2 protein-coding genes are annotated in these 1,420 nt (G+C 54.2%); one reads left to right on the forward strand and one right to left on the reverse strand.

Translation table 11 applies throughout. From position 1 onward, the window contains the following. Window positions 1–512, reverse strand: a 512-nt coding sequence (locus tag EOC06_RS37270) for an ABC transporter substrate-binding protein (protein WP_281062142.1), incomplete at its 3' end; no start/stop codon positions are given. Window positions 513–1,038: 526 nt separating this feature from the next. On the opposite strand from EOC06_RS37270, the gene EOC06_RS41175 reads away from it, so the two are divergent. Continuing rightward, a partial coding sequence (locus tag EOC06_RS41175; protein WP_206631355.1) for a hypothetical protein occupies window positions 1,039–1,420 on the forward strand: 382 nt, incomplete at its 3' end.

Raw genomic sequence — 1,420 nt, forward strand, 5'->3', positions numbered from 1 at the left:
ATAGAAAGAAAATTTGTCCCACCCGCCAGCAAGTCGAGCAGAATCCCCAACGGTTCCTTGAGAGCGATGGTGAACGTTTTTTCGTCTCTTTTTGCGATATCGCTGGTCCGCTCCATAATCAGTTTTCCACCACCATCGACTTGGCCCCAGCGACGGATTGATGCTACGCAGTCCGCCGCAGTAACGGGAGTGCCGTCATGGAATCGTAGGCCATCTCGGAGTTCGAACGTATAGGTTTTTTTGTCCTCGGAAATATCCCACTTTCCGACCATTTGCGGTTGCGGCACAAGCTTGGCGTCGAGTCCAAATAGCGTGTCGTAGACCGCAAGGCTATGCATGTAGGTCTGGTCAGAAATGGACAAGAGAGGATCGAAGACAGTCAGATCTGACATTACCATCCGAATCGTCCGAGCGGCATCTGGTGATGTCTGCGCCCGAAGGATCGATGGTATTGCTAGCGCCGTCCCAGCGGCCATACCTGCCTTCATCATGTCGCGTCGAGTAATTGTCATAGTTTATTCCTCCTCTATTCTTGATTTCTCTGCGTTTTATCCCACAGCCGTAGCTGCTCTCTTAAGGAGAGCGAAGAGCTCTTCCCCGGTAACTACTGGGTTCCACCTATTGGATTCGTGGAAAGGCGGGCGACAATAATACGACCGGGTTGCGACATTTCAGACATGCGATTAATCCCAATTATTGAGGTCATGCATTGCGTAATAGGTAGACCCAGACAATAGGTGGTCAGCACTCGATCGATGGCGACGCCGTCGGGGGGAACCCTTCAGCGCCCTAAACCGCCCTTTACAAGTGATGTGATTTGTTGCAACACCTTTGCGGATTTGTCAAGGGCGAACCTAGCGGAACGGCAAATGACGGGGAGAAGACAGAACGGTGCGTCAATGCGAACCTTTAAAGTGGGGATCGGCGACAGCCATCTAGCTGCGAATTGCTGACCTTCACGTGAACGAAGCAGATATTGCAGGTCCTATCGCATATTTGTTGCAACAAGTCCCCAAAGCAGTTTGATGACTTGAGGAGGTGGCTTACCTTGACCTGCAACCGGGCATCGGTCAGGAGAAGTTCGGCTTCGTACTTGAACGCGGTAAGCCGTACTTGCTGGATGCACTTGTCATGCTGATCGACTGGGCACCGATCGATGACGCCCTCGGGATGAATCCAGTGCTACCAAGGTCGAACCGGCGATCTGCTATCGGCACCCAACGCGGGACCTCGACGCTGCGCCGCTCAACTCCAAGGGGGCGAGAAGGATGGAACGCGCATACTATGGGCGGGTTTGGGCAACCGCGACCGGCGCCGCCATCCCAGACCTGTGTGGGATCCGGCACCGCCGCTGCCGCGATTAGTGCAATCCGCGTGTCCATCACTCAAGACTCGGCGCTGCTCATCACGGACGCTGTCT

It is taken from the genome of Mesorhizobium sp. M7A.F.Ca.MR.362.00.0.0, from assembly GCF_004023175.1.
Taxonomy (GTDB): Bacteria; Pseudomonadota; Alphaproteobacteria; order Rhizobiales; family Rhizobiaceae; genus Mesorhizobium.